This is a genomic window from Rhizobium sp. BE258 (assembly GCF_031457345.1).
Classification (GTDB): Bacteria; Pseudomonadota; Alphaproteobacteria; order Rhizobiales; family Rhizobiaceae; genus Rhizobium.
The window spans coordinates 72,288-95,951 of sequence record NZ_JAVDWL010000004.1; the positions used below are offsets into that span (position 1 = coordinate 72,288).

Consider the following 23,664-nt stretch of genomic DNA (forward strand, 5'->3'; position numbering starts at 1 on the left):
TCTAAAAGTTAAGCCGCATCAACGCGCTTACGCCGTGAAGTGGCGGACACCGGCTAACGTCCGCCTCGCCGCAAGTCAGTCATCATCGGAGCGACTTGTCGCAAATGCGCCTTGGAGTTCACTCCCAAAGATCCGTTGTGAGGTATTTCAGTCCCGAATCGCAGATCACCACAGCAACGGTCCTCCCTGCCTCTTTCTCAGCCAAAAGCTGGAGTGCCGCCGCTACATTTGCACCCGAGGAGAACCCGCCAAATATGCCTTCGGTACGTGCAAGCAAACGTGCGGTTTGGCGGGCTTCGTCGCCCGAGACCTGCAGGTATCCGTCGACGGCAACGTCGCTGAGGAAGGCCAGGTGTGGTATCGAGTAGCCGCCGCCTTGAATAGGATGCTCCGGCTGTGTAATCTTCTCACCAGCCGACGCTGCAGCCCCTTCCGGCTCTACGATGTAGCAATTAACGTCGGGCTTGCGCTCCTTTAGGGCCCTGGTAACACCTGCGTATGTTCCTCCCGATCCGACGAAGTCCACGAAAGCGTCGATTGCTCCGTTGCTCGCTTCCAAGATCTCAGGCCCCGTTCCTCGGTAGTGCGACAGCCAGTTCCCCTGACGGTTGAACTGGTCGGCGCGAAAGGCGTTCAGGTCTTCGCTAAGGCGTTGGGCAGTTTGTTCGACAAGTTCAAGATCGCCGCCCGATACCTGCCCCGGAACCGAGGTAGGCATTTGGTCTACCAAGACAACCTTTGCACCAAGCGCGCGCATCATCCGCGCCCGCTCTTCCGAGTTGCCTTTCGACATGACTGCAACGAAGGGATATCCTCTGACTTGGCAGACAATTGCAAGGCCGGTCCCCATGTTGCCGGAGGTGAGTTCGACAACGGTTTGGCCTGGCTTGAGTACTCCGGATCGCTCAGCCTCTTCGATAACACCGAGCGCGGCGCGATCTTTTTTGGAGAAACCAGGGTTGAGATATTCGAGCTTGGCGAGAATCGTTCCTTTTACGCCAGCCTGTTTCGTCAATCTGTCGAGCCGGACGAGCGGGGTTAGGCCGATAGCGTCAACGACCGAATCTAGAACTTTAATCACGTGCATACCCCGCATTTGTAGCGTTCTATTTCAATTAAAAAATCGTCTCGTTGCCACGCTTTCCCTGGCAAGTTTCTGGAAACACCACAGCCATCGGCAAGAGCTGGAATCACCGACTTTAGCGCGATCTTGCCATCAATGGCATCTTCGGGAATTGCCTTTGGTGCGTTGTCGATCTGCGAAGACGACAGCGCCAACATCAAACGATCATCCGATATCGAATTCTGGCGGAGCGTCGTGTCATGTCGCATTCTGCCGTGCGTTAGTCATAACAGGTGCTCCACTCGTATAGGCAAGTCGCGAAGCCGCTTTCCGGTGGCGTGAAAAATTGCGTTCGCAATTGCCGGCGCAACTCCCGTCATCACGACTTCGCCAAGTCCTTTGACGCCCGTTTGATTCAAAAGCGGATCAGGTTCGTTAACGAACGAGACTTCGATGTCGCCGATGTCAGCGTTGACCGGAATGAGGTATTCCGCCATGTCGCTATTGAGAAACCCGCCGTAACGAGTATCGATTTCAGAGACTTCACGAAGAGCGGCGCCAATGCCCCAGACAACGCCACCGCGAACCTGACTTTCTGCGGTGCGAGGACTGACGACCCGTCCGCAGTCGGCCACGCTGACGACCCGTGGTACGCGAACCCTCATTGTTGATGGCTCGACGCGCACCTCGACGAAATGCGCTATGTAGCTGAAGCTCACGAAGCCCTTGTAGATAGGACCGAAAGCCGCGACGTTTCCGCTCTTCAATGCATCCAACATCTCGGGCGGTTGGCCCGGTGCCAAATGCTCTGCTTCAACCGAAAGTTCGTCGCGGCCGAGCGCTTTGAGCACCTGAACCGGTGAACCAGAAACGCTCTTTGCCGCCGAAAGGGCTCTCAGTTCTTCTAGCATCGTATGCGCGGCAGCCGCAGCTGCCGGAACAGCGCTCGCCGTGCCCCATGAACCCGCCGTCAGATGCTGGGGGGATCCACGTGTGTCTCCGATCACTGCTTCAACGGCCTGGGCTGGCACTTTGAGGATTTCTGAGATGACCGCCGCGAGCGCCGTCCGGACACCCTGTCCCATTTCGTGGACACCGACAGAAACAACGACCCGACCGTCCGCCTTCAGCGTGAGCTTGGCAATTGCCGCAGCGGTTGCTGCCTTGTAACAGCCAACGGCGACACCGAGGCCTTGCAGGTCGCCATTTTCGGCAATCATGGACCGCGGCTCAAAGGTGCGCCGTGTCCAGGCAAACAGATCGGCGCCGCGTCTGAGGCATTCGGCAAGATGACGTGACGACAACGGCAGCCCGGTGACCGGATCAACGTTCGTGTCGTGCGCGATACGAAAAGTCACCGGATCGCGCTTCAGGATGTAGGCCATCTCGTCCATGGCCGATTCCATCGCAAACGACGCAAAGTGCTCGTAGGGCGCCCTCATATAGCCTGGCGTTTGCACGTCGGTCTGTACGAGCCGCTGCAGACCCTTGAAATTGAGGATGCCATGAAGTCTGGCGGCGGCATCCGTGTAATCTGCCGGAAAGAGGTCATGGCGCGATGTCTGAGAATCGACATCGTAGAACGCTGCGACCACTTTGTCGTTGCTGTCGGCGCCCAGGCGAACGCGATGAACGCTGGCTGGTCGGAAACTGGCGTCGTGGAAGAGCTGTGTGCGAGGGACGACGAGTTTTACGGGAAAGCCGACTTTTCTTGCGGCTGCGGCCACAAGGGCAGTTTGCATCTGAAGTGAATTCTTCTGTCCGAAGCCACCGCCGACGTAAGGAGAAACGACTGTAACCGTGGCCGGATCTATGCCGAGGATTGAGGCCACCCCATTCCTGACGGCGGAGCTATTTTGCGTGCCTTCGTAGATGGTGAGCTGGTTGCCGTCCCATTGCGCAACCGTTGCGATCAGTTCCATTGGGTTCTGATGCTGTGGAGGGCTGTGGTACGTGGCATCGACTTTCGTGACCGCCGTTTCCCAGGCTGCGACCGCATCGCCGGCAATCGTGTCGCCGAACAGTTCTTGAGGCAGTGGGGTGTCCGCTTGCCGCACGACCGTCGCCCCGGGACCGTCGATCGTTGATGTAAACGGCTCGGTTGTATAACGTGTCTTGATCAGGGCCGCAGCAGCAACGGCTGTTTCCAGTGTTTCGGCAATGACAAGCGCGATGGGCTGCCCGCGATAGGCGATATTGCTCGAGAGCATCGGCTGGATACTCTGCGCAGCCGGCCCTCCGCCAAGCAGAAAGCCGACTTTGTTCAGCTCACCAATCGTTTCGTGAGTAAAGACGTCGCGAACGCCTTTCTGCGCACGCGCGGCGGTAACATCTATAGCCTCGATACGGCCTTTGACGATTGAGGCAACGGCAAGGGCAGCGTGCAACACATTCTTCGGGCTACGATCCGCGCCGAAAATGGCGGCCCCCTTGACTTTTTCGGCCGCATCTACGCGTGGAGACCCAGACAAAGCTATGTCAGACATTCCTATACCCTCCCTTTCGCGATCATCAGAGCGTCGGCCACCACACGCGCGCCAAGTTCTTTCTTGAACTTGTTCTGATCGGTCACCTTGGCATCCGCAAAAGCCAAATCTCCTGCTTCACGCGCTATGGCTTCCGCAAGGTGCTTCCCAAGCAGAAACGCTTCAGCTTCTTTTGCCCGCCAGGGTTTGGTGGCCACGCCACCAAGGCTGAGCCTAGCTTCGATTACCACGCCGTCTTTGATCTGAACGGCCGCTGCGGCCGACACAAGCGCAAAAGCATAAGATTCGCGGTCACGCACCTTGTGATAGGTCGAGGCGCGGCCGGCGGCGGTTGCTGGAATCCTGATGCGAGTTATCAGTTCGCCATGCCGAAGTGAATGTTCCTTCTGGGGAGTGTCTCCCGGTTCAAGATGCAGCTCCGAGATCGGAATCGATCGCTTCCCATCCGGCCCCTCCACGTCGACTATTGCATCGAAAGCAAGAAGCGATGTCGCAAAGTCGCCTGGGTAAGTTGCGATGCAGTCTCCACTACCGCCAAAGAGTGCGTGGTTGCGATTTTGACCTTGCAGTGCCGCGCAGCCTGATCCAGGCGTGCGCTTATTGCAAGCATAGGGCTCGCCGCCCCGAAAATAGGCGCAACGGGTACGCTGCAAGAGGTTGCCTCCAAGGCTTGCCATATTGCGCAACTGCTGGGAAGCTGCTTTCCAAAGCGATTCTGAGACCGCAGGGTATCGCGTGGCGACCAATTGATGATCCGCCACATCGCTCATGCGGGCGAGTGCCCCCAAAACGACTTCACCTTCACCGACCTCTATCTGGTCCAGACCCAGCCGATTGATGTCAACGACCTTCGACGGTGTTTCCAGGCTGAGCTTCATGAGGTCATAAAGGGTGGTGCCGCCGGCAAGGTAGCGGACTGTCTCAGCGCGAGCTACGGCAGCGACCGCCGATTTGGCGTCGCGGGCTCTCAAATACGCAAATTCGTGCATCGCTCAACCACCCATCTTTTCTCGTGCGTCCGCAATCGCCGCGACAATCCCGACATAGGCTCCGCACCGACAAAGGTTCCCGCTCATGAATTCTCTGATTTCCGCTGGAGAGGTGGCGTGACCTTCCTTGATGCAAGCGATACCGGCCATGATTTGGCCGGGAGTGCAGTAGCCGCATTGGAGGGCGTCATGATCGATGAACGCCTGCTGTAGCGGATGAAGCACGCCGTCGGGACCGGCTATGCCTTCGATAGTGGTGACTTCACGTTCCTCCAGCTGTGCCAGGGGCATTAGACAGGAAACAACGCGTCGGCCATCCACGTGCACTGTACAGGCACCACACTGGCCATGGTCACATCCCTTCTTCGTGCCGAAAAGATGAGCCATCTCGCGAAGGGCGTCGAGCAATGAAACGCGTGGGTCGTGCGCGAATGTGTGATCGACCCCGTTGATCTTTAGGCTGGTGCTAACGCTGTCCTGGAACGCCATGGGCGCGGCGACGGCTTCGGACGCTGATCCCAAGTTGAGTTCGACGGATGCGGTAACAGCCGTGGCGGCCGTCACCTTCAATGCGTCACGACGGGTGATCATAAGTGGACTATCCGGCATTCGATCTTTCCTCCTCTAGCCTCGACTTGGCATGTTGGATGGCTTTCAAAACAGCATTTGACCTGAGGCAGGCCATCGCGGCCGTTGCTGGTTGACCTCAGCGAAGTTGATCAGCAACCCGCCTGGTCACCGCACGTCTTGCTTCGATAAATTCGGCGATCGAGTTTCTAGCCTTTTCGGCAAAGTCTGAGGGTACCTGTCTTATCGATCCCGTTTCGAAAGGCGGTTTTGGATCATATTCAATTTGGAGCTGGATGTTTTCGGCGATATCTCGGCCGTAAACCTCGGCAACCACCGCCAACGCAAAATCTATCCCCGATGTCACGCCAGCCCCAGTTACGCGGTTCCTATCCCAAACCACGCGCTCTTCCACAGGCTCCGCACCTAAGACAGCCAGCTGGTCGATGGAAGACCAATGCGAGGTGGCACGGTAGCCTTTCAGGAGCCCGGCGGCGCCAAGGACAAGCGAGCCGGTGCAAACCGACGTTATGAGTTTTACGTTTTTTGCAACGCTGTTGAGAAAGGCGAGCGTCTCTTGGTCTTCCATCAGAGCGATTTGGCCCGGTCCCCCGGGCACGCACACCATGTCGAGCGGTGGACAGTCGGCGAAGGTCGTCGTCGGCAGGATGGCGAGACCTTGATCCGACACGACGGGCGCAAGCGTTTTCCATATCAGATGGGTCGTTGCTCCTGGCGCGCGCGCTAGCACCTCATACGGCCCGGTTAGGTCGAGCTGCGTCATGTTCGGATAGAGGAGGAAGCCAACGGAAAGTGACGGCTGCATGCTCAGGATACCTCGTGTTATGGTAAAGGCGTCTCACAGGCGAAATCCGTTGGCGTCGCTTTGCGCTATTTGGCCGCGCGCTCTATGAGTTCTGCGACTGCTTTCGGGTGGGATACCATGACGACATGCGAGGCCCCGGCGATGACAACGCTGGCTTTGGCCTTTGCTCGATCGGCCATGAACTTCTGGGCCTCGGCGGGAATGTTCTTGTCGCCGTCTCCATAGATGAAATATGACGGAACCGTCTTCCACGCCGCCGTGCTGGAAACCTCTTCGAGCGCAGCCTTAGCGATCGGCCGCTGCGTAGCCGCCATAAGGGATGCCGCTTTGGCAGGCACATCGTCAGCAAATTGCTTAGGGAAAGCCTTCTGATCGATGTAGAGGTCCGAACCTCCTCCGGCAAGGGACACTGGGGCCGCCAGTGTGGAGGCCAACGTACTGCCCGGGTATTTCGCCGAAAGCGTCGCTGCCGACTCCCCTTCCTCAGGTGCAAATGCCGCCACGTAGACAAGCGATTTGACGTTATCGTGGCCGACGGCCGCTTCGGAGATGACGGAGCCCCCGTAGGAATGTCCGACCAATACGACAGGGGTTTGGAGACTGTTGATGAGCGCGCCGATATAGTCGGCATCCGATTTCACGCCGCGCAAGGGGTTCGCCGCAGCGACGGTGCGATATCCGTCTCTTGAAAGCTTCTCTATGACGCCGTTCCAGCTGGAGGCATCGGCAAATGCGCCGTGCACGAGGACGATGGTGGGCCTGGGTGTGTCCTGCGCGTAGAGTGAGTTGGAAAGTGTAAGCACCGCGATAAAAGCAAAGACCAGTTTATACATAATGCATCCTCTATATATATCGAACAACAAAAGTCGCAGATTTTGAAGACGCGGTAGCGCCGACCGATACTGCGCTGGAATATCTGGCGGAGAGCCATGACGCGGGAATAGCAATCGGGCGTTCAGCGGCTGTAAGTATTTCGACAGCCAACGCACCTGTCATGGCGCCCCCAGAAATGATATTCGGTTGTACTGATGGAGGCCCCGACAAGAGCCGTGTCTAGCCCGTTCAACAGATCGGTCGCAAAGTCAGTGATACGTCTGGTGTCGGGCGCCCCCGATAATGCCACTCGACGCTGAAAATCGGAGCTAGAATTTATAGGGATCTGTCGTGGCTTAAAACGCTCTGGGCGCGCCAGGGCCACGGTGCATCCGAGCATGTCCCAACGGCGTCCACCTATCGCTGGTCTTCACGAGATTTGATTTGAACGATTTCATTACCACGAACCTTCCCGTGCCCGTCAGAGCCAACAGCGACGACGATCCAGCTACGATATTGAGATTTGCAACGGATGCGCTCAACAACGGAGGTGCGGCACTTGCAACCCTCGTGGAAGTCCGGGGAGGGGCAGCCCGCGCACTCGGTGACCATGTGGCCATTGCCGCTGACGGGCGCATGTGTGGCTATGTTTCAGGCGGGTGCGTGGAAGCCGCTTTGGCTGCAGAAGCCCTCCAGGCGATCGCGGAAGGGCGCGATAGAATAGTCAAGTTCGGCGAAGGGTCGCCGTATTTCGATCTGGCACTTCCCTGTGGCGGCGGTATCAGTGTTGTAATCCACGTCCTGCGATCAGACGACGCGATCATCAGCGTGCTTGCAAAGTTGGCGGCGCGCCATCCGGCAGCGCTTTCATATTCCCCTCAGTATCTGGCTCTTGCTGAAGCGAAGGAGATACCGAGGGTATCTCAATGGTGCGGCGACAAATTCGTCTCGGTTTACCATCCACGGACTAAGATCCTGGTTTGCGGCCAGAGCGGAGAGGCTGACGCGGTCCGGCGGCTTGCAGAATCGGCTGGATACGATGTCGAGGTCCTTCGTGCTTCAGATCAGTTGACAGCGCCCGCACTGGCGATCGATCGGTTCACCGCTGTCGCCCTTCTCCATCACGACCTTGATGCTGAAGCGGGTGCGCTCACCCACGCGCTCACCTCGCCCGCCTTCTATATTGGGGCTCTTGGAAGCAGTCGTACTCACCGGCGCCGTGTGGAGCGGCTGCAGGCTTGCGGTGTCAATCCGGACCAGTTGGGGCGGATCAAAGCGCCGATCGGAATCTTCGGACCCACTCGGGATACGATAAATTTGGCGATCTCGGTTCTCGCCGACGTCGCATCCGCCCGCCTTCGCTCGTTGACGTAGTCCTACTCGGACATGCCGATCGTTGCTGGCATGAGAATTTTGCTTGCCGGTCTCCGGTGGTGCACGCCAGCCCCGGATGGGAGCTGTCAAGCGTATCGTTTTGATGAAAGCTGAGCAGAACCGCTTTGATGAGGTGGCGAACGGCCGCCGCTCAGCTTGGTGTGTGCGGCGAAGGGGCGGAGCCTCATCGAACCGTTAAACGCACTGCGCTTGCGAGCGCGCCTGCTAACGCAAACCCTGCGCCTAGAAGAAGTGCCAAGTTTGGGCCATATGCCCCCGCCAAGCCGAAACTGAGGGCCACAAGTGCTGCACCGGTTGCCTGCCCGATCAGCCTTGCGGTCGCGACGACACCGCTTGCACCACTTGATCGGTGGTCTGGGGCGGACGACATGATCGCTTTTTGATTGGGTGCTTGAAAAAGACCGAATCCGAAGCCCGATAGCACCATGCACCCGATGAGTAACAGCAGTGAGGCGGAGGAGGGAAGGAGTACGACCACGAACATTGAGATCGCAAGGCTGCCGAGCCCAATAAATCCGAGATATCCCGAAGCATAACGATCCGACAGGCGTCCTGCAACCGGAGCCATCAATGCCACGACGGCCGACCATGGTGTCATGATGAAGCCGGTCTCTTCAGGGCTCAATCCAATTGCATGTTCAAGGTGGAACGGCAGTGCGACGAAAGCGACACCCTGCGCCGCGAAGGCGCAGAAACCTGTCAAGGCCGACAGAGCAAACAGAGGACGCTTAAGTAAATCCAACGGCAGCATCGGGGATCGATTGCCGCGTTCGTAGACACCAAGCCCAATCAAAGAGATCGCAGAAACCATGATCGCAAGCATCGGGTAGAGCATCGGATCGCCCTGGGCAACGGCCCCCAACCCGTAGATAAGCGAGGCAAAGGCGATTGTCGTCAAGATAGCCGCTGGGATGTCGAACTTGGCACTGGCGTCGCGTGGATGCGGCAAGGTGAAAAATGAAAACGCAGTGGCCAAGACACCGATGGGCACGTTTACGGCAAACAACAGCTGCCACGAACCGAGCGACAGGATGAGCGATGCCGCAGTAGGACCCAGCGCAAATGAAACACCGACCACGAGAGCGTTTAATCCTAAACCGCGGCCGAGTATCGTCCTAGGGTAAAGCATTGCGATGAGGGCTGTATTGACGCTCATGATCGCGCTAGCGCCTATGCCCTGCAGTACGCGGGCAGCGATTAATTCGGAAAGGCTCGTCGAGAGCGCGCAACCAGCCGAAGCAATTGTGAATAGGACCAAACCACCAACATAGACGCGCCGGTGGCCAAAAGCCGCGCCGAGGGCGGCAAAGGGCAACAGCGTTGCCACCGCTGCGAGCTGATAAGAGTTGATGATCCAGATCGACGGCCCTGGTTGCGCCTTAAGATTGCTGGCGATGCTAGGCAGCGCGGTGTTGGCAATCGCCGTGTCAAGAATAGCGAGCGCAATCGACACCATGAGTGCTGCCATTGCGATGCGCGACTGCCTGGGGAGGGTAGGGGCGTGCGGAACCCCTTCGGAGATGGAGGTTGACTGTGCCATGTTTTGCACTCGCTGGGAGAGGAAACTCAATATTGAGTGACTGGTGCGGAGAAGGGCTTTCTCCGCCGCCGAGAAATAGTTCAAGCCGCGTTCGGCTGGCCCAGACTTGCTATTTAGCCTGGAAAGCGCGCCAGAGCGCGTATGAATCTTCAATGAAGTTATAGGCACTCACCTTGCCGTCTCTCACGGAGCAGATGGCTGCGAAATCGCTGGCGAACTCTTTGCCGCTGCTGCGAATGCGATGTTTGAAGTGCCCGATGATCACGACCTGATCGCCACTTTCGAACGTGCGCTCGATGTGAAACTCGAGTGGCTCGAAGTTGACTGGAAAGAGCGCCATCCATTCGCGCACTTGGTCCCGGCCGCGTCGCAGACCGATGGTTGGCACGTCAGCCGCACCTTGAACCTTCCAGATGACGTCCTCGGTCAGACATTGGAGGGTCTTTTCGACGTCTTTCTTGAAGAACGTATCGAGATAGTGCTGGACGACCTGCGCGGGGGTTAGTTCGGTGTTCGTGGTCATTCTCGTTGCTCCTTGCCCTATAGCGCCTCGCGGCGCCTGTTGATCAGCGATGGCCACCGGCGAAGATGAAGAATTCGCCGGTTGTCCAGCTCGATTCATCCGAAGCGAGGAAAATCGCCGCAGGCGTAACATCCTCAGGAACGCCGAGACGCTTGAGCGGCGTCTGCGCCGTTATCAAGGGGCCGAAATCTGAGTGGAGAAAACCGCCGGCCTGCACGCCGTCAGTGTCGACCACGCCGGGTTTGATCGCGTTGACGCGGATCTTACGGGGTGCGAGTTCGTTGGAGAGCGCGCGCGTTAAACCGTCGATTGCACCTTTGCTTGCCGTGTAGACCGATGCGTTTTGTGGGCCAAAAAGCGTTACCGTCGAAGACATGTTCACGATGCTGCCGCCCTCCGGCATGTACTTCACGGCTTCCTTCACCGCGAGCAGATAGCCAAAGACATTAAGCTCCATATGCTTGCGGAACAGCTCGATCGACAGTTTTTCCAACGGCTGAAAGTCATACACACCGGCATTGTTGACGAGGATGTCAACTCGGCCAAAAGCTCTGTTCGTTGCCGCAAACAGTTCTTCAACTTCCGCCGGGTCACTCATGTTCGCTTTCACAGCGACTGCCGTACCACCGGCGCCGACGATGTCTTCAACCACTGTCTCGGCCGCGGACTTGCTCGATGCGTAATTCACTACAACTGACGCACCTTCTGCGGCAAAGCTCCGCGCGATCGCCGCACCCAGCCCTTTAGAGGCGCCCGTGACGACAGCGATTTTACCTTCCAATCGATTGCTCATCTTGTAGTTCCCTAAGCTTTTGGCAAACAAATCCATGTCCGGCGCCATCTGCATCTCAGTGAGAGCCTGCAGGATTGCCTGACCAAGTGTTCCAGTGGTGCGAAAGACGCCGAATTCGACGTCTTTCGCTGTCGGGGAGATTAGGAGGTCTGAGATGTCTTGCCTGCCCACAAATCGACAGGTCCCAATCGGTCGGCACCCTGTGTCGCCTGCATCCAGCCTGGATACTCGGGCGGCAGCTCGCTCACCGCATCCAACCGTGCAACCTCTTCCTGGCTCAGCTCGATGCCGACTGCGGCGATGTTATCTTCGAGCTGGCTGAGACGTTTTGCGCCGACAATGACTGACGTCACGACCGGTTTGGAAAGCAGCCAAGCGAGTGCGATACGGGCCGGGCTACAGCCATGCGCCTCTGCGATGGGCTTCAGGACGTCAATGACGTTCCAGGCGCGCTCCTTGTCAACGACTGGGAAGTCGAAGGAGGATCGGCGCGAGCCTTCCGGGGACTGGTTCTCGCGACTGAATTTTCCAGATAGCAGGCCGCCGGCAAGCGGGCTCCAAACCAGCAAGCCCATCTTCTCTGCGTCCAGCAGGGGCTTGAGCTCGCGTTCGAGGTCGCGGCCCGCAACTGAGTAATAGGCCTGCAGCGTATTGAAGCGCTCCAGACCGAGGCGGGCCGAAACGCCGAGAGCCGTCGCGATGCGCCAAGCCTGCCAGTTGGAAACGCCGATGTAACGCACCTTGCCCTGTCGAACCAGGTCATCGAGCGCGCGCAGGGTCTCCTCGACCGGAGTGAGAGTGTCGGTCGCATGGATCTGGTAGAGATCGATGTGATCGGTCTGAAGGCGTTGAAGGCTGGCTTCAACAGCGTCCATAATATGTCCGCGAGACGCGCCGACGTCGTTTCGACCCTGACCCATCCGGCTATAGACTTTTGTCGCAAGCACGATTTCGTTTCGTGCGATCCCGAGGTTCTTGAAAGACTGGCCGAGCGTTCGCTCGCTTGCCCCGGCAGAATAGACATCGGCTGTATCGAAGAAGTTGATGCCGGCGTCGATGCTGGCTTTGACCAATTCGTCAGCCTCCGGCTGGCCGACGTCACCGATATGCTCGTAGATCCCCGTGCCGTCGCTGAAGGTCATCGTCCCGAGGCAAAGCTGCGAGACAAGAAGTCCGGTGTTTCCGAGTGTCTTATACTTCATCTTAGTCGCTCCTGAAGACGCAAGCTCGCATACGAGCCGGAGGTCCCGGTTCGCTGTCGCCTGCTGTTGGTAAGTTGATGGTCCGTAGGCCTCGCTACATATCGAGACGAATGCTCATGGAAAGCCCAACGAACGGCTCCAGTGACAGGCTGAGCCTATTGGCCTGGCGCCCCGAAGATTTCGTTGATGTGCAGCGAGTCGGTAAATTCCTGGCCGCTCGCGATCTTGCCGTCGCGGAAGTGAAGAAGAAAATGATAATTGTTTCGGTAGTGACGGCCGTCCTTCATTGGCAGGTCGCCCCTGGCCACGATCGCGATCCGGTCACCTTCTCCTGTGACCTCATGGTACTCCATCTTCAAGGGGCCGGTAGCGTTGTCCAGAAGTCGGGGCAAATTCTCAAGGTAGGGCCGCTTCGCGTGCGTTCCGGAAAACTTGTTTCCTGGCATGATCCACCAGGTCATCTCGTCCGTGCTCAGGTTCGACATTGTTTCGGTGTCGCAGCGGCCAAGCGCATCCAGAAAGGTCTTGGCGACTTTCTCGTTCTGCTCTCTAGTCATGGCGCGTCTCCTTCGTAGCCACTCGTTGCTTTGACCTTGTTATATTGGCGTCTGCTGCTTCTGAAGAAAACGCCAAAGATTGGTGGATCACGTTCCAATTTTGGAAAACAAAGTCCGGACCCTGTTCCAAGCGCGATCTCGTCGATCAAATCAGCTTGGCCGGCCCTAAAAGATCTGAGAGACCGACGCGGTGAAGCATTTCAGCTCGTAGGCGATCCAGAACGGAAAATCCAACATTGGCACCGTCTTCGGTCGGATCGTAATGCACTCGAAAAGGTCGCTCGCCGAATGGCATATCAACAACGTCAACGATTCGATCAGCCACGGCGGCAGGATTGGCATCTTCGGGAACGATAGCGGCGAACGCCTTTTGTACTTGCTCACCGAAATCCTTGTAGGGACCGTTTTCGTATTCTGCCAGACGGGCCACGTCCTCGGGTCGACCAGAGTGCGCAAAATGATTTGTGCCCTTGGTAAAAGCGCCCGGAACAACGATTGTCGTTTCGATCCCCCAGCGGCTGAGTTCGCGTGCGTAGAGCACGGCCAGTGAATCCATCGCAGCTTTTGCCGCAAAATAGGGTGCTAGATAGGGTGGTGTGCCGCCTGCTGAGCTGCTGCTTGAGATCCAGATAAGTAGACCCTGCTTGGCTGCCCTCATATGCGGTAGTGCGGCTCGATTGACCCGCTGGGTGCCTAACACATTGACGTCATATTGCTGCGCGAACTGCTCGGGCGTAAAGGCCTCGGCCGGCCCAAACATCATATGTCCGGCGTTATGGATCAAAACATCGATCCTGCCACTTTCTTCCATAATCTTAGAGATCGCGGCCTCGATCGACGGCTCAGATTGCACGTCGAGCTCAAGGGGCCGTAAATCGACACCGACGCGACTGGATGTCTCGGCCATCTCCGCTGCGGTCTTCGAATTGTGGCCAACAACGTCTCTCATTGATGCGTAGACGGTGTGTCCAGCACTCGCGAGCGCTTCAGCCGTCAACCGTCCGAAGCCGCTCGAAGCGCCTGTGATAAGAATGCTTTTGCCAGTCATGATGAATCTTTCTTCGACTACCTATGGCGAATTCTAAGATCAGATGATGCCACCATTCGCGCGCAAAACCTGTCCGTTGATCCACGCTCCGTCGGGTCCAGCGAGGAAAGAAACCGCAGCTGCAATATCCTGCGGCTGCCCAAGGCGCTCAAGCGGCGCAAGCTTGGCGAGGTGATCAACGGTCTCCTGGGGCTTGCCTTCCAAGAAGAGATCGGTGGCGGTTGGTCCCGGCGCGATGGCGTTGACGGTGATATTTCGGCCACGAAGCTCCTTCGAAAGTATGTGGGTCATCGCCTCCACCCCGGCTTTCGTCGCCGCGTAAATCGAATAGTTAGGTTGATAAAGGCCCACCACGCTTGAAGAGAAGTTGATAATGCGGCCCTCACGATTGAGGCGCGTCGCTGCCTGGCGCATGCCGTTGAATACGCCCTTGAGGTTGATTGCGATCTGCCGATCGAACTGGTCGTCCGATGCGTCGGCGATCGGAGAAAGGAGCATCACGCCGGCGTTGTTGACGAGGACATCCACCCTACCGAACGCAGCTTCCGCTGCATCAAACATATGCGCGACAGCCGCGGGGTCGCTGACGTCGGCCTGCGCTGTGATAGCAGTGCCGCCGGCCTGTTCAATTTTGGCAGCAGTCATCTCGGCTGCAAGGGCGTTGCCCGCGAAATTGATAACGACATTAAAACCGTCCGCAGCGAGACGCTCTGCAACGGCCGCGCCTATTCCCCGCGATGCTCCGGTGACGATCGCAACTTTCTTGTCCATTGATTTCTCCTATGTGATTGCTGAAATGGCTATTGAGATTTCCTGTCATTGCGCTGGCGCTCTTCCATGAGAAGAACCGATAATGCGCGACGTGCAAGCGACAGCTTGAACGCATTCTGTTTTGTTGGCACTGCTCCGCTCAGAGCGACGTCCGCGATTTGGCTGGCTGCATCGGAAGCAGACGAGATGCCACTCTCTGCTTCTTCGACACGCCATGGCTTTGGCGCAAGTCCCCCAAACGCAACGCGCACGGCGCCTAGTTTGGGGCCATCAAAATGAGCAACCAAAGCAATCGAGACGTTCGCGAACGCATAGGAGGCCCGGTCGCGAAGTTTAAGGTATCGGTGAGCGCCCCCGATCGGCCTAGGCAGCACGACCGAGGTAATGAGTTCCCCAGGGACCAGCACCGTCTCAATATGCGGCGTCTGCCCCGGAAGTACATGCATGTCAGCAATCGGAAGTACCCTTTTGCTACCGTCCGGCAGGATTGTCTCGACAACAGCGTCAAGGGCGCGCAGCGCGATTGCCATGTCGGAGGGGTGAGTAGCAATACAGGATTCGCTCCCTCCGATGACGGCAAGGGCTCGCGACATTCCTTCGATAGCGGCACATCCCGAGCCGGGGTGCCGCTTGTTGCATGGCAGATCTCCGGAATAGAAGTAGACGCACCTCGTGCGTTGCAGCAGGTTGCCACCGACCGTGGCTCTGTTTCGTAATTGTCCGGATGCACCTGAGACCAGCGCCCGCGCGAGAACGGGGTAGTCGCGGCGTACCCTTTCGTCGGTCGCGACATCTGAATTGCGAGCAAGTGCGCCAATGCGTAGACCGCCATCCAGGGTCTGCTCAATACCGTCGAGACCTATGCAATTTACGTCGATCAGGTGCTCCGGGGCTTCTATATCGAGCTTCATCAAGTCTATGAGGTTTGTCCCTCCGGCGAGGTAACGTGCCCCAGGGTTTCGCTCAAAAGCTTGGGCGGCTTCCGAAGGAGACGATACCCGTTCGTAGCTGAAATGCTTCATAGCTCTTTCTCCATCACCTCACGGATCGCGGCAACGATGTTGGGATATGCGGCGCATCGGCAGATATTGCCGCTCATCCGTTCGCGTATCTCGTCATCGGATGGTGCAATCTTGTTGAGATCCTCGCTCACATGGCTGGGCACGCCGCGATTGAGTTCATCCAGTACGCCAATTGCAGAACAGATCTGGCCGGGTGTGCAGTAACCGCATTGCAGTCCGTCGTGCTTGACGAATGACGCCTGCATCGGATGGAGGTTTGACTGAGAGCCTAAACCCTCAATAGTTCTAATCTCATCTCCTTCATGCATCACTGCAAACGAGAGGCAGCTGTTCATCCGGCGCCCGCCGACAAGCACCGTACAGGCTCCACATTGTCCTTGGTCGCAGCCTTTTTTCGTTCCTGTGAGGCCGAGTATATCCCGGAGCGCATCAAGCAGTGTCATCCGGGGATCGACTTTGAGTTCGTGCCTCGTGCCGTTGACCGTAAAGCACACATCGAGCGCGCCGGTTTTGACCGTCACTTCGTCTTTGACGTCGATACTCATGTCTTAGGCCGCACTATCGAGGATGCTTCGTTGCCAACGACGGTTGCCCATTCGCGAATCCGCCAGCTGCGAACGAGACCATTGTTGATGTAGGGATCTTCGCTCACGAATTTCTCGACCACGTCTGCGTTGTCCCCCTTGAAGAGAATGACGCCGGTGTCGAGAGGATCGGTGAGAGCCCCCGCCAAAATTAGCTCACCGCGATCGACGGCTGCCCAAGCCTTCGTGAGATGTTCATCGCGAAACTCCGGTCTTCTTGCTTCATAGGTTTCACTGAAATCAAGGAAGAGAAGGTAGTGTTTCATTGGATTGCTCCTTCGTAGTTAAGTGCTTCAAGCTGAATAGGCAGGTCTCGCGGCCGGGAACCTGTAGCGTCGTAAACCGCGTTCGCGATGGCGGCGGCTACGCCGACCATTCCGATCTCTCCGGCGCTCTTGGCCCCCATCACGCCGGTCGCAGGGTCCGGTTGTCCGACGAACTGGACGTCCAGTTCCGGGATGTCGGCGTTCACTGGAACGAGGTACTCGGCTAGATCCGTATTAATGTATCGACCAAACCGATTGTCGATGTGGGTTCCCTCCCAGAGCGCCTGACCTATACCCATCGTAACCGCGCCTAGGATCTGCGATCGCGCCGTGACTGGGCTCAGAACCCTACCGATATCAACGGCACTGACGACCCGACGTACCCGGATCGTCCCGAAGTCAGGATCTATCGCCACCTCACAGAAATGAGCGGCATTGCTCTCGACGCTTACGGCCAGGGGACCGTCAGGTGACCATTCGCCATAGCCCTCCACTGCATCGACGTTGGTGGTTTGCAGAACTTCGAGAGGGCTCATGCTGCTAATTTCGAGATCTTGGTTCAGCAACGCGCTCTTCGACTTCAGATCGTCACAAGCGCGCAGGATAGCTTGCCCGACGCTTGCCACGATCCGTGATCCTCCCGCTTGTGGAGCAAAGGGCAGATCTGTATCGCCAAACACGAGTTCAACATCCTGTGGCCGCAAACCGAGCGCGTCAGCCACAATGCGGGGCATGACTGTGGTGTTGCCCGTCCCAATTTCTGAAATACCGGTTGCAATGACTGCCTGTCCGGATCGATGAAGTACAACTCTCGCCGTCGCCTTGGATGCGTAGCGAGGGTAACTACCGGATGCCATTCCGTGACCAATCAGGAGGCGGCCATCTCGGCCGCCTCGGCGTCCGCCCCCTGAACGCCAGCCAAACCTCGCTGCACCGACTTCGTAGCATTCCAGTAGGGCTGTGCTCGACCATGGCTTTCCCGAGTCGGGATCAGCAGAAGCGAAGTTTTTAGCGCGAAGCTCAACCGGGTCCAGACCCAGCCTTACAGCAAGTTCGTCCATTGCGCTTTCGAGAGCAAACGAACCTGTACTTTTTCCTGGAGCTCGCATGGAGGTGCCGGCAGGCAAGTTCAGGTGGGCCAAGCGGGTGCTGACCGAGACGTTGGGACAGGCATAACGCGTCCTGGTGCGTCCTATACAGCCCTCCACATATTCGTCGACTATCCCTGTTTGGACGACAGCTTCATGTTTGATGGCAACAAGTCTTCCGTCAAGGTCTGCGCCAAGCGAGACAGTTTGGATCAGATCTGGCCGGTGTCCGATTCCGGTAAACATCTGTGGGCGCGTCAGGACCAGTTTGACGGGCCGCTTCACCAAGCGCGCGGCAAGAGCCGCGATATACCCGTGCGGCCAAAGCTGGAGCTTGCAGCCAAATGCGCCTCCGACGAACTTCGAAACAACATGAACGTCTTGTTTTTCCAGACCGAACGCGCTTGCCAAGGCTGCCGCGATGACATGGGGGCCCTGGTTGGCGTCATAGACAGTGAGCTTTCCCTCTTGCCAATGAGCAATCGTCGCCGGCGCCTCGATCGGGTTATGGTGCGCGGTCAATGATTTATAGGTCCCGCTCACGCCAACCGGCGCTATCGCAAGCGCGCGATCTGCGTCGCCCCTGCTGGACGTCGCGGGTTCTCCTCCCGGGATCTGTCCCGTGCGCGGCTCGACCGCCTCGCTAGCATTTGCGGCAAGGTCAACAAGCGGCAGATCCTCGACATATTCGATGACAAGGGCGCGAGCGGCGAACCTGGCATTGTCGAGCGTATCAGCGATCACAGCTGCAACTGCCTGGCCGGCATGTCGCACTTTGTCGTCCGCCAATGCCAAGGAAGCGCCGTGGTCGGCTCGCCGCAGCAGCTCTTCAGGTACAGTAGGCCAGATGGGCGGCGTAATGCCTCGCAGCTCTGCAGCGTTGAGGTGGGAGACGACCCCGAGCACTCCAGGGCATTTCAGGGCCGCCTCCACGTCGATCGAGGCGATGCGGCCTGCTGCAATCGCGCTGGAGACAACGATTGCGTGGCAGAGCTTATCGAGCTGGTGGTCTGCTGTGTACTTCGCAGCGCCGGTAACTTTTAAAGGCGCATCGACACGCTCCAGTAAGCCATTTTGTAGAGAGTGATCTAATCGCTGTTTGGGCTCCTGATTGGCAGCCGTTCTGGTATAGGAATTTAACGGTTCCATGAGAGCTCCGCGTGGTTTTTGATGACTGTTGGATATGTTTTAGAAAAGGCCGGAATAAATGGGGGTATTAAAGACAAGTCTCTAGCATTGGTGACCAAGAGCGGTGTGCGTTACGTGGTTAGGGGGTACACCAACCTTACCTTCGTACCGCTCAGCTTTTTGTTCCACGATTGGCTCCAAGAGGTTACGCAGCAACGACTGCTTGACAGCAAAAAAATACCATAACCCCCTCAAGCGTTCCGCGCCGAATTGTCATCACAGCGTGGACATTTGAGGATCGGTTTGGTGAATCGACCGATCGGCGGATGGCGGGTGCCTCGTCGTCGGTTTTGTTTGAAGAAGGCCTCGGCCTGAGCTGCGTTTCGGCCTCCTACGCTGGCTTCGGGATCAACGACTTTGATGATGATCTGGCCAGCCAACTAGCGTCTGTCTGAGTGCTGCGAACCTCTTGGATTTGCAGCGCTTTAGGCCGAAGCTGTTTCGGCGAACCGAGACAATCGAAGATCACGGACTGGCGTATGGGTGAGGGGAAGCTTGACTTCCGGTTTTCCGGTCTACAGAAATACTGCTGTCCTCGTGATCAATTGCGACGAGTGACCCCATATTTATCGATATGCCAAAGGAGTAACTTTGCTGTTTGATGGACGGATTATTGCGGGCATTACGGTTTTCGTGGCGGTGGCGCGGACGGGAAGCTATGTCAGGGCAGGTGAGCAGCTTGGTCTATCGCGCTCTGGTATTGGGAAAGCCATTGGCCGGCTTGAGGACCGCATCGGGATGAGGCTGTTCGACCGTAATGCGCGTGCCATTAAACTCACCGATCAGGGCCGTGCATTTCTTGAGGAAACGGCGCCGATGTTGGAAGCGTTGGGTCGTATTGCAACCCCTTCCACGCCGGAGAACATCAAGGGACGCTTGCGCGTCTCGACCGACGGTGCTTTGGGCCCCTACCTCTTGATTCCGATTTTACCCGATTTCCTCGTAGAGCACCCACAGGTCAGTGTCGACCTTTTCGTTCGGGATCGGGCAGATAATCTGCTTCTGGAGGGCGTCGACACTGCGATCCGTTTCGGCGAACCGAGAGCGCAAGATCTCGACAAGAAGTTGTTGCTTCGAACCCGCGTCGTCACGTGCGCAAGCACATCATACGTCGAGCGTTTCGGGACGCCCGAAGATCCTAGCTCCATTTTAAAGAACCATCGATGTGTGCGCATGATAGACGAAAAGACCGGCAAGCCGCACGTCTGGAACTTCGTCAAAGCGTCGGGTGAGCAGCAGGCTGTCGCACCAAGTTGTGGATTGACGCTGAATGACGCACCTTCCCTTGTTGCAGCAGCACTTAGCGGTTACGGCATTGTGCGCCTGCTCGACTTCGTAGCCGAAGATCTGGTCGCTCAAGGGAAATTGGTCGAGGTTCTGCCGGAATGGAATAATTTCTACTGGCCGGCCTTTATCTATACTGCGGTCGATGGACACCAGTCTGTCGCCATCGAGGCGTTCAAGCAATTTGTGCTATCGCGTTTGAGCAAGCTAGACGGCTGAGCTGTCGCTCTGCTCGAGGGGGAGGTTGCCGCAGCAGCTGATGTCTGTCGGCACACGCACGGGCCGTGGTCCGCTCATGGCCGCAGAGTTAGGCATAACCAGGGCCAGCAACCGCTTATTGAAACAGCCGAAGAACGGGATGGACCGTGGCGGTGACGGCTTCGCCAAGCAAAGATCAGCTTTTCGTGGAATCGTCAGGCGGCGCGTTGCGCACAATTACGCCCGGCCCCATGAGGACCTGTTTGCCGCTTTCAAGGGTGGCGATCACGCCATCGGAATAGATCTTCACGGAGCTGACGATGCCTTTGGCTCCGTCATCACCGGGAGCCTGGATGTATTTCCCAACGTAACCTTGAGCGCTTTGGAGATAGGAATAGGAGAGGAGCGAATCGAGCTTCGCGTTCGCCTGCACCGTCTGCTCAACTTGCGAAAAGCTGGCCAGCTGAGCAAGTTGTTGGGCTGGATCAGAGGGGGCAGTCGGATCCTGGGTTTTGATCTGGGCGATCAAAAGTCTCAGGAAGCCGTTATAATTGAGCATATTCTTGGTCTGGGCGTTGTCCGTTATCGACTTGTTGTCCGTTTCCAACTTGGTGCCCGTCTTCTGGATTGGGTCGATGGCCATTCGAGTCTCCTAACGTTACGCGGCCAGAAAGCCTGCCGAAATTCGGTTGCGACCTGGCGCGGTTTGGGACCGGCAGACTGCGCAAGTGGTTTCGAACAAAGATATAGATTGCGCTGGCGATCCCCGCGCGGCGATCATAAAAAGACGGCAATGCTCATGCGGCATTTTCGGCTTTTGGCTCCGTTCGTTATTCATGCGTTCTACAGATTGCCGACAGGTTGTTACCATCGGGATCGATCACAAAGGCGGCGAAGAAATCGGGATGGAACTCCGGCCGTAGCGCCGGCCCTCCATTGCTAGAAGCGCCGTTTGCCATTGCAGCGTTGTAGAACCGGACGACCCCAACTCGGTCCTGCGACTGAAGCGCGATGTTTACGCCTCTCCCGTCCGAACCCGTGGCGACGATCCATAGGGCGATCTCACCGTCCTGTCCGAAACCCGCACCCTGCTCGTGCTCGAAGACTTTTTCATATCCGAGGGGCGCCAAAGCCGTTTCATAAAACGCTTTCATGAGCTCCAGTTGGCGTGTTGGAATCCCAATGTAGTCAATCATATATCACGTTCCCTTGCCGCAGGCTTCGCCCACCACATCCTGGTGGCCGGGGATATTCATGTCATCTCGGCTACCTGCAACGAGCTCCATCAACCGCTTCGCGACCTCTGCTATGCACACTTGCGCTCAGTTGTAGTTGCCGGATTTGACTACCATATTGCTTCGCAAAGTTCGGCGCTGATTTGTCGTCACAGCAGGGACGGCTCGCGTGTTGTGGATGACAGATTCCATGCCAGCGAGATGATGCCATAAAGCTCATGTCTATAGCTGCTACGCCTTCCAAAAGATCCATTTTCTCAGTGGTTTAGCAGAGCGGTCTTTTGGCGTTTCTGAGGCTTAAAACGTGCTAATCACGGGCGGCAGCAGCCTGGTGCCAATCGCTAATGGTCACTTTTGAATGGCTCCGAAAAGAGCAGTCAAACGGTTGCGTTGAAGCAATCATCTTCCTAATGGTGCGACCGATTTCGGCATGAGAGAGTCGCGCATCAGGCGCAGATCGAGTGATGCCGATGCAGGAGATATGAGTGAAAACAGGATCAGAACTGCTTCTGGAATCGCTTTCAAAAGCGGGTATCAAGCACATCTTCGGTAATCCAGGCACAACCGAAATGCCGATCATGCACGCCCTTAGGCGGTTTCCCGAAATCCAATACATCCTAGGGCTTCAGGAAGCGGCTGTCGTTGCCATGGCAGACGGTTACGCCAAATCAAGTGGTCAGGCCGCGTTCGTCAACCTTCACACTGCCGGTGGTCTTGGTCACGCAATGGGCGCGCTTCTTCATTCCAAGATAGCAAAGACCCCTATGCTGGTTACCGCCGGTCAACAAGATACGCGCCATAGCTTCAGCGACCCGCTCCTCTATGGCGATACAATTGGAATGGCCAGTTCAACCGTTAAGTGGGCGCGCGAAGTGCTCCATCCGCACCAAGTTGCACCACTCGTCAGACGCGGAATCGAAGCCGCGTTGACGCCGCCTCTAGGACCGGTTTTCCTGTCATTACCAATCGACGTTCTGACGGGAGAAACTTCTGAACCTGCTGGCGAGCCATCATCTATAGATCGGCGTTCTGTTGCAAGTGGTCTTGGCAGCCTTGCTTCTGCGATGGCTGGGATTCAGCCAGGGCGCCTTGCCGTGATCGCGACCGATGAGGTCGATGCGGGCAAGGCTGGTGATGAGCTTATAGAGATTGTCGATGTGCTCGGCGCACCCGTTTATGGGCCATCCTGGCCCGGAGGGATCTCTTTCCCGCCTTCACACGCCTTGTGGAAGGGAAACCTCCCGACAACAGCTTCGGCGATGCGATCCTTGCTTTCAGATTTCGACGCTGTCCTGATCGTAGGCGATAACCCCTTCATTTCGTATCTTTACAGCGACGGCTCCGCGTTACCCGCAGAGTGTAGACTTTATCAGATTACCAGTGATGCAAGCGAGGCCGGGCGGACATATTCCACAGAGCTAGCCTGCATTGGCAGTCTCAAGCCGTCATTGCGCGCTCTCGTTCCGCTTTTGCTTAAAGAAATGGAAAAACATCGAAAAGCTGTTGCGGCTATCTTTTCCATGGCGCAGAGCCACCGCCAGGAGCGGCTCGCATCGTTGGCACAACGGCTCTTTGAACAACACGGGAGGGTACCCATTAGCCCGTTCGTTGCGACGGGCGCAGTATTCAATGCTTTGGACGATGAGGTCATCGTGGTCGATGAAGCGCCCGCGACCATATTGCATGTCAGGGAGTTCCTGCAAAAGGCGAGCTTTCGCCGCTACTTCTTTATGCGAAGCGCGATCCTCGGCTGGGGTCTGCCCGCCGCAGTCGGGGTCGCACTCGGATCGCCAGGTTGGCCTGTTCTCGCGCTCGTTGGGGATGGTTCGGCCCTTTATACGCCCCAGGGTCTGTGGACTGCCGCCAAGCATCGGCTGCCTGTCACTTTCGTTGTCATGAACAACTCCGAGTACAATATCCTCAAACGATATTCAGTTGCGCAAGGCTACGAGACAGGTGGTAACTCGACGATTGCTGGGATGGAACTCACGAACCCCTCGATTGATTTTCCTGCACTTGCGAACGCTTTCGGAGTAACAGCTCAGCGCGTCACTCATGCCGACGAGATAGAACCGGCGATAAAAAATGGGTTGCGCTCCGGTCGACCCAACCTGATCGAGATTGTCATTGGGACGTCCTGACTATGTCCAGGTCACCTAGGTGAACCGGTCTTTATGGGCGCAGGTCCGTGGTCCGTGATAGCAAGAGTTATTCCAATGACGTGGA

General features: G+C 57.1%; 23 protein-coding genes. 3 read left to right on the plus strand and 20 right to left on the minus strand.

Features of this window, described 5'->3' with window-relative positions; translation table 11 throughout:
* Positions 1-118: 118 nt before the first annotated feature.
* The 7 genes from J2X43_RS14750 to J2X43_RS14780 all read right to left on the minus strand — a co-directional run bounded on the left by J2X43_RS14750 (position 119) and on the right by J2X43_RS14780 (position 6,764).
* Positions 119-1,081 carry a cysteine synthase family protein gene (locus J2X43_RS14750; protein WP_310295047.1) on the minus strand — a complete coding sequence of 321 codons (963 nt, stop codon included), beginning with the start codon at positions 1,079-1,081 and terminating at the stop codon, positions 119-121.
* Positions 1,078-1,281, minus strand: a complete 204-nt coding sequence (locus J2X43_RS14755; RefSeq protein ID WP_310295049.1) for a hypothetical protein — start codon at positions 1,279-1,281, stop codon at positions 1,078-1,080. The genes J2X43_RS14750 and J2X43_RS14755 overlap by 4 nt, the downstream gene beginning before the upstream one ends.
* A gap of 66 nt (positions 1,282-1,347) precedes the next feature.
* Entirely contained in the window at positions 1,348-3,549 is a 2,202-nt protein-coding gene (locus J2X43_RS14760) for a xanthine dehydrogenase family protein molybdopterin-binding subunit (protein WP_310295051.1), read from the minus strand.
* Positions 3,550-3,551: 2 nt separating this feature from the next.
* A complete protein-coding gene (locus J2X43_RS14765; RefSeq protein WP_310295053.1) occupies positions 3,552-4,538 on the minus strand; it encodes a xanthine dehydrogenase family protein subunit M in 987 nt (328 codons plus the stop codon).
* A gap of 3 nt (positions 4,539-4,541) precedes the next feature.
* Positions 4,542-5,027, minus strand: coding sequence for a 2Fe-2S iron-sulfur cluster-binding protein (locus J2X43_RS14770; protein ID WP_310295990.1), 486 nt, complete (start codon positions 5,025-5,027; stop codon positions 4,542-4,544).
* Positions 5,028-5,244: 217 nt separating this feature from the next.
* Positions 5,245-5,931, minus strand: coding sequence for a DJ-1/PfpI family protein (locus J2X43_RS14775; protein WP_310295055.1), 687 nt, complete (start codon positions 5,929-5,931; stop codon positions 5,245-5,247).
* 65 nt (positions 5,932-5,996) lie between these two features.
* Positions 5,997-6,764 carry an alpha/beta hydrolase gene (locus tag J2X43_RS14780; protein ID WP_310295057.1) on the minus strand — a complete coding sequence of 256 codons (768 nt, stop codon included), beginning with the start codon at positions 6,762-6,764 and terminating at the stop codon, positions 5,997-5,999.
* 424 nt (positions 6,765-7,188) lie between these two features.
* Here J2X43_RS14780 and J2X43_RS14785 point away from each other — a divergent pair, with 424 nt between their 5' ends.
* A complete protein-coding gene (locus J2X43_RS14785) occupies positions 7,189-8,118 on the plus strand; it encodes an XdhC family protein (RefSeq protein WP_310295059.1) in 930 nt (309 codons plus the stop codon).
* 184 nt (positions 8,119-8,302) lie between these two features.
* Here J2X43_RS14785 and J2X43_RS14790 read toward each other — a convergent pair whose 3' ends face one another.
* The 11 genes from J2X43_RS14790 to J2X43_RS14840 all read right to left on the minus strand — a co-directional run bounded on the left by J2X43_RS14790 (position 8,303) and on the right by J2X43_RS14840 (position 18,682).
* Complete coding sequence (locus J2X43_RS14790) at positions 8,303-9,679, minus strand: MFS transporter (protein ID WP_310295061.1); 1,377 nt, start codon at positions 9,677-9,679, stop codon at positions 8,303-8,305.
* A 109-nt stretch (positions 9,680-9,788) separates the two neighbouring features.
* Positions 9,789-10,202, minus strand: coding sequence for a nuclear transport factor 2 family protein (locus J2X43_RS14795; protein ID WP_310295063.1), 414 nt, complete (start codon positions 10,200-10,202; stop codon positions 9,789-9,791).
* A 43-nt stretch (positions 10,203-10,245) separates the two neighbouring features.
* Positions 10,246-10,995 carry a glucose 1-dehydrogenase gene (locus J2X43_RS14800; protein WP_310295992.1) on the minus strand — a complete coding sequence of 250 codons (750 nt, stop codon included), beginning with the start codon at positions 10,993-10,995 and terminating at the stop codon, positions 10,246-10,248.
* A 140-nt stretch (positions 10,996-11,135) separates the two neighbouring features.
* A complete protein-coding gene (locus tag J2X43_RS14805) occupies positions 11,136-12,197 on the minus strand; it encodes an aldo/keto reductase (RefSeq protein ID WP_310295065.1) in 1,062 nt (353 codons plus the stop codon).
* Positions 12,198-12,352: 155 nt separating this feature from the next.
* Positions 12,353-12,754, minus strand: a complete 402-nt coding sequence (locus J2X43_RS14810) for a nuclear transport factor 2 family protein (RefSeq protein WP_310295068.1) — start codon at positions 12,752-12,754, stop codon at positions 12,353-12,355.
* Between the two features lie 145 nt (positions 12,755-12,899).
* Positions 12,900-13,802 carry an SDR family oxidoreductase gene (locus J2X43_RS14815; protein ID WP_310295070.1) on the minus strand — a complete coding sequence of 301 codons (903 nt, stop codon included), beginning with the start codon at positions 13,800-13,802 and terminating at the stop codon, positions 12,900-12,902.
* Between the two features lie 39 nt (positions 13,803-13,841).
* A complete protein-coding gene (locus tag J2X43_RS14820) occupies positions 13,842-14,573 on the minus strand; it encodes an SDR family oxidoreductase (protein WP_310295072.1) in 732 nt (243 codons plus the stop codon).
* A gap of 29 nt (positions 14,574-14,602) precedes the next feature.
* Positions 14,603-15,595, minus strand: coding sequence for a xanthine dehydrogenase family protein subunit M (locus tag J2X43_RS14825; protein WP_310295074.1), 993 nt, complete (start codon positions 15,593-15,595; stop codon positions 14,603-14,605).
* Positions 15,592-16,140 carry a 2Fe-2S iron-sulfur cluster-binding protein gene (locus tag J2X43_RS14830; protein WP_310295076.1) on the minus strand — a complete coding sequence of 183 codons (549 nt, stop codon included), beginning with the start codon at positions 16,138-16,140 and terminating at the stop codon, positions 15,592-15,594. The genes J2X43_RS14825 and J2X43_RS14830 overlap by 4 nt, the downstream gene beginning before the upstream one ends.
* Positions 16,137-16,445, minus strand: a complete 309-nt coding sequence (locus J2X43_RS14835) for a YciI-like protein (RefSeq protein ID WP_310295077.1) — start codon at positions 16,443-16,445, stop codon at positions 16,137-16,139. Before J2X43_RS14835 ends, J2X43_RS14830 begins: the two co-directional genes overlap by 4 nt.
* On the minus strand, positions 16,442-18,682 hold the full coding sequence (locus J2X43_RS14840; RefSeq protein ID WP_310295079.1) for a xanthine dehydrogenase family protein molybdopterin-binding subunit: 2,241 nt from the start codon (positions 18,680-18,682) through the stop codon (positions 16,442-16,444). The genes J2X43_RS14835 and J2X43_RS14840 overlap by 4 nt, the downstream gene beginning before the upstream one ends.
* A 630-nt stretch (positions 18,683-19,312) precedes the next feature.
* On the opposite strand from J2X43_RS14840, the gene J2X43_RS14845 reads away from it, so the two are divergent.
* Positions 19,313-20,224: a LysR family transcriptional regulator gene (locus J2X43_RS14845; protein WP_310295081.1), complete on the plus strand. Its 912-nt coding sequence runs from the start codon at positions 19,313-19,315 to the stop codon at positions 20,222-20,224.
* Positions 20,225-20,399: 175 nt separating this feature from the next.
* On the opposite strand, the gene flgD is transcribed toward J2X43_RS14845, so the two are convergent.
* Positions 20,400-20,846: a flagellar hook assembly protein FlgD gene (gene flgD, locus J2X43_RS14850; protein ID WP_310295083.1), complete on the minus strand. Its 447-nt coding sequence runs from the start codon at positions 20,844-20,846 to the stop codon at positions 20,400-20,402.
* Positions 20,847-21,033: 187 nt separating this feature from the next.
* The gene (locus J2X43_RS14855; protein WP_310295085.1) at positions 21,034-21,399 is read right to left on the minus strand and encodes a VOC family protein; all 366 of its coding nucleotides are present in this window, start codon (positions 21,397-21,399) and stop codon (positions 21,034-21,036) included.
* A 524-nt stretch (positions 21,400-21,923) separates the two neighbouring features.
* Between J2X43_RS14855 and J2X43_RS14860 the strand changes: the two genes are divergently transcribed.
* Entirely contained in the window at positions 21,924-23,579 is a 1,656-nt protein-coding gene (locus J2X43_RS14860; protein ID WP_310295086.1) for a thiamine pyrophosphate-dependent enzyme, read from the plus strand.
* Positions 23,580-23,664 lie beyond the last annotated feature (85 nt).